Annotated in this window: 5 protein-coding genes; all 5 read right to left on the bottom strand. The window is 29.6% G+C overall.

What is annotated here, in order from left to right; translation table 11 throughout:
- Positions 1-310 precede the first annotated feature (310 nt).
- Positions 311-1,369, bottom strand: a complete 1,059-nt coding sequence (rfbB, locus tag AB2369_RS11070) for a dTDP-glucose 4,6-dehydratase (RefSeq protein ID WP_367666541.1) — start codon at positions 1,367-1,369, stop codon at positions 311-313.
- 10 nt (positions 1,370-1,379) lie between these two features.
- Positions 1,380-2,249, bottom strand: a complete 870-nt coding sequence (gene rfbA / locus AB2369_RS11065) for a glucose-1-phosphate thymidylyltransferase RfbA (protein ID WP_367666540.1) — start codon at positions 2,247-2,249, stop codon at positions 1,380-1,382.
- A 354-nt stretch (positions 2,250-2,603) separates the two neighbouring features.
- Positions 2,604-3,455 carry a glycosyltransferase family 2 protein gene (locus AB2369_RS11060; RefSeq protein WP_367666539.1) on the bottom strand — a complete coding sequence of 284 codons (852 nt, stop codon included), beginning with the start codon at positions 3,453-3,455 and terminating at the stop codon, positions 2,604-2,606.
- Positions 3,456-3,498: 43 nt separating this feature from the next.
- Entirely contained in the window at positions 3,499-4,383 is an 885-nt protein-coding gene (locus AB2369_RS11055; protein ID WP_367666538.1) for a glycosyltransferase family 2 protein, read from the bottom strand.
- A gap of 23 nt (positions 4,384-4,406) precedes the next feature.
- Positions 4,407-5,057: a sugar transferase gene (locus tag AB2369_RS11050; protein ID WP_367666537.1), complete on the bottom strand. Its 651-nt coding sequence runs from the start codon at positions 5,055-5,057 to the stop codon at positions 4,407-4,409.
- Between the last annotated feature and the right edge of the window lie 223 nt (positions 5,058-5,280).

Here is a 5,280-nt window from a genome sequence, read left to right as displayed (position 1 = left end):
ATAAATAATATCTTTTTCATAATTTATTATCCTCCTAAAAGCAAACTTATCTTTCAAGCTATTTGGAAATTAATATTCTTGTTTTAGAAAATATAATAAGTTTAAAAGTATTAATAAATCATAGTTGATTCATTAATACTTTTACATTTTTATCTAATTTATAAAAGGCTACTAACCCTTGTGTCTGTTAGTAGCCTAATAATCATTAAAGTTATATTAGCTAAACATAGTATTATATAATAATTCAACAAATATGTAGCTAATATTTAATCAGTTACAATATTTATATTAATTATTAATATAAATAAACTTAATTACCTCTATTATACATTTCACTATAATAGTTTTGGTAATCTCCTGAAGTTATATTATTCATCCATTCTTTATTATCTAAATACCATTTTATAGTCTTAACTATTCCTTCTTCAAATGGGGTTTCTGGATACCATCCAAGATCCTTCTTTATCTTACTTGGGTCTATTCCATATCTTCTATCGTGACCCTTTCTATCTTCCACATATTTTATTAGGTTTTCTGTTACTTCCTTATCTACATTTTCATTAATATAGTTTATAACAGTTTTAACTATTTCTATGTTGGTTCTTTCATTATGACCACCAACATTATAGACTTCCCCAAGAACTCCATTATTTATAACCATATCTATTGCCTTGCAATGATCCTCTACATAAAGCCAATCACGTATATTAAGACCATCTCCATAAACAGGTAAATCCTTATGATTTAAACAATTGTTTATTAGAAGTGGTATAAGCTTTTCTGGAAACTGATATGGTCCATAGTTATTTGAACATCTTGTTATATTTACAGGCATTTTGTAGGTATCAAAATATGCCTTAACCATAAGATCTCCTCCAGCCTTACTTGAAGAATATGGGCTATGAGGATCTAGTGGTGTTGTCTCCATAAAGAACCCTTCTTTTCCTAAGGATCCATAAACCTCATCAGTACCTACCTGAAGATATTTCTTTCCTTCTTTAAATCCATCCTTTGTCTCCCATGCATTTTTAGCACAGTTTAAAAGATTAACAGTTCCTAAAACATTAGTCTTTGCAAAAACTTCTGGCTCTCTTATGCTTCTATCTACATGAGATTCAGCTGCAAAGTTTACTACATAGTCTATATCATATTTATTAAATAATTCTTCCACAAGGTCTTTATCACAAATATCTCCTTGTACAAAAATATGATTTTCATTATTCTCAATGGATTTTAGGTTTTCTAAATTACCTGCATAGGTAAGTTTATCAAGGTTTATTATCTTTATATCCTTATACTTATTAATCATATATATTACAAAGTTAGAGCCTATAAATCCAGCTCCACCAGTTACTAAATAAGTTTTCATGATACTCCCCCTAATTATTTTCATTTGCCACTTGAACTAAATATTTTCCGTACTCTGTTTTAAGTAGTGGCTCTGCTAATTTTAAAAGTTGCTCTTTACCTATAAATCCTTTTCTGTAAGCTATTTCCTCTATGCAAGCTACATATAACCCTTGTCTAGTTTGTATAGCCTCTACAAAGTTAGCTGCATCTAAAAGCCCTCTATGAGTTCCTGTATCAAACCAAGCCATACCTCGTCCAAATAATTCTACCTTAAGATTTCCACGTCTTAAATACTCATTATTCACAGACGTTATTTCAAGTTCTCCTCTAGCTGATGGCTTTACATTTTTAGCTATTTCCACAACCTGATTATCATAGAAATAAAGACCCGGTACTGCATAGTTTGACTTAGGGTTTTCTGGTTTTTCCTCTATGGATACAACATTAAAACTCTCATCAAACTCTACTACTCCAAAGGACTTTGGATTACTTACATGATATCCAAATATTGTAGATTCTTTTCTATTTACTGCTCTTTCAAGTCTCTCTGAGAAACCATAGCCATAGAATATATTATCTCCAAGAACTAAGGCAACTCTGTCATTTCCTATAAACTCTTCTCCTATTATAAATGCTTCTGCAAGACCTTTTGGTTCCTCTTGAACAGCATAGGAAATATTAATTCCAAGTTCATTTCCATCCCCTAAAAGCTCCTTAAAGCATGGTAAGTCCCTTGGTGTTGATATTAAAAGTATATCCTTTATTCCAGATAACATTAGTACTGATAAAGGATAATAAATCATTGGTTTGTCATATATAGGTAGTATTTGTTTCGATACTGACTTTGTTACTGGGTAAAGTCTTGTACCTGATCCCCCTGCAAGTATAATTCCTTTCACTTTAATCCCTCCTAGAGCACTTTTATAAAAGGCTCATTCTAATTAAATCTTAAATTGTACTCTGTATACTATATTTAATATACTAACTTCTAATTAATGTTGTGCAATCTACTATATCAATCTACATTCTACCAAAGTACTCAATTTATAGATAAACTATATCAAAATTCAATCTTTGAATGTGCATTACATAATGGTAACTAGCGATTTAGTTTCAATTATCATATTGTTTATCTATAGATATGACATCTTAAAACTCATTCCTTGAATAAGCTGTAAGTCATTGTAAACTTAAGTTTATTTTTAAGTAGAATGTGGTTTATCTATACTGTTTACCAGCTAAATATCTCTTACCTAAATAGACTTATATTTTAAAAATCCTTTAACCCTAGACATAAAAGCATTATATCCTTTTTTAATTCGCTCTTTATCTAAAGTTAAAATTCCTATAAGTGTATTTACACAGTGATATCCTTCAGCCTTTATAAATAGCAGTAACTTATGTATATCAAATCCGCTTCTACAAAAAGCTCCAAAACCTAATCCATAACTATATACTTTTTCCTCACTCATATTATGGCTTGAGGAATAGTGTGGATGATATAACCTAAGAGTTGGGTTATACACTATAGGTAACCCTTCTTTAAGAAGCCTATATATCATATCTGCATCCTCACAAGCACCAAAGTAATTTCCAGTTCCTAAGCTTTCATTAAAGACCAATTCTCTTGGATCTTTTTTTATAAACATAGTTATAGAAGAGCATTTTGTATAAAAATTACTCTTGTTTATATTTATAAGTTCCTTAGGCCACTTTCTTAAAGAATCTGACCCGTCTCTTTCTACTATTCTTCCCATGATTACTTTTACCTCTTTATTACCTGTAAAAAAATCATTAACTATTGATAAAGTATCTTCTAAATACTCACAGTCATCATCGGGAAACGCAACTATGTCTCCTGTACAACTCTTAAGTCCTAGGTTTCTATTTTGAGATAATCCCTTAATATTAGACTTTATATGAATTAAATTTAAATCTTGAAACTCATTTATTATTTTAGATAAATCTAGCTCTTTATTTTGATCTACAACTATAATCTCTATGTTATCTAAAGGATAGCTTATATTACTTATACTATTCAAAAAAGCCTTAACTTCTTCATAACGATTAAGAGTTGCTATTACTAGACTGAATTTATGTTTCATGAGTTTTTCTCCTAACCTATCTAAATTCTATGTATTTTATACATTAAAACACCTTTTTTTCTTTTCTAAAGGCATTTATAAGAAGAGAGAGTCCCCATTTAGCATATATGCCTAAATAGGTAAGTCCATTAACTATAAAGTTATATTTTTCCTTATAATGTTTATTATAGAATATTATCATGGACTTATGGAATTCACCTATCATTCTAGTGCTCTGCTTCTTACTACTCTCACCCTTATAATGAGTTATAGCAACTTTAGGGTAGTAGTAATTTATCCATCCACCTTCTTTTACTCTATAACACCAATCTATGTCTTCACCATACATAAAGAAAGTATCATCTAAAAGACCTATCTTCTGTATAGTTTCTTGTCTAAGCATCATAAATGCACCTACTAGAGAATCTATTTCACTTTCTTCATCCTCATCTATATAGGTTGCATTATATCCTCCAAAGGTCTTAGATTTTTTAAATAACTTGTCAAGCTTTAAAAAATAGCATAAAGAGTTCCATGGAGATGGAAATCCTCTTTTACATGCCTTATCTAATTTTCCGCTGGCTAGAACTACCTTACATCCAACACATCCAATATTCTTATTATTATCTAAGAGATTCACACATTTCTCTAAAGTTCCTTTGTGTACCACTGTATCTGGGTTTAATATTAAAACATATCTACTATAGTCTAAGCTCTCTTTTATTGCTAAGTTATTCCCTTGAGAGAATCCTCCATTTATAGGATTCCTTATAAGTTTAACCTGTGGAAACTCCTTCTCTACCATATCTGGACTTCCATCCTTAGACTGATTATCTACAACCCATACCTCATAGTCTATGTTTTCTGTTGTTTCATATATGGAGTTTAAGCAACTTCTAAGTAAATCAACAGTATTATAGCTTACTATTACAATGGATAAATCTTTCATACACTTCTTCCTTCCTAAAAAGCTTATACAGCACCTTTTCCCTGTAAAACTGAAAATATGGTTTGAAATATTATCTTAATATCAAACCCAAAACTTCTATTATCTATATAGTCCATATCCATTTGTACTCTTTCTTCGTAGGTAGTATCACTTCTACCATTTGCTTGCCAGTTTCCTGTAAGACCTGGTTTAACCTTTAATAATTTTTCTATATATTCACCGTATTTTTCAACTTCTTTTTCTACTATTGGTCTCGGACCAACTACACTCATATCACCTTTAAGAATATTTACAAGTTGAGGAAGTTCATCTAAACTTGACTTCCTTAAAAAATCTCCAATTTTTGTTATTCTCGGATCATCATCCAGCTTAAAGTTTATTTCAAACTCACGTTTTTGTTCTGGTGTAAACTTCTCAAAAAGTTCTGCTGAGTTTTCATACATGGTTCTAAACTTATAAACTTTTATGAATTCACCATTAAGCCCTAATCTTTTATGTCCAAAAAATACAGGCCCCTTAGAATCTAGCTTTACAATTATAGCTAATATTATAAATAAAGGCGAAAATATAATAAGTGCTATAGCTGCAGATACTATATCAAATAATCTTTTAAAGAAATCATATACTGGCTTTTTCTCCACTGAACTATCTATATTTATCTCTTTCAACTGCATAATGCTCCTCCATATAAACCTTTATTAACTATGCATATTCACCCATACATTATACATAATAAACTTTAAAAAATCTATATAAACTAAAAATCTTATTATTTCGTAATATATAATTTATATCTATCTTAATAAACACATTATAAGTGGTTAATCTTATAAAATAATTACATTATTATTAAATTTAAAGAATTAAATGTTAACGTTAAGATTTAGAAATTTGTGC

This window comes from Clostridium sp. (assembly GCF_040797585.1).
Classification (GTDB): Bacteria; Bacillota; Clostridia; order Clostridiales; family Clostridiaceae; genus Clostridium_Z.
This window is presented reverse-complemented; position numbering and strand designations above follow the sequence as displayed.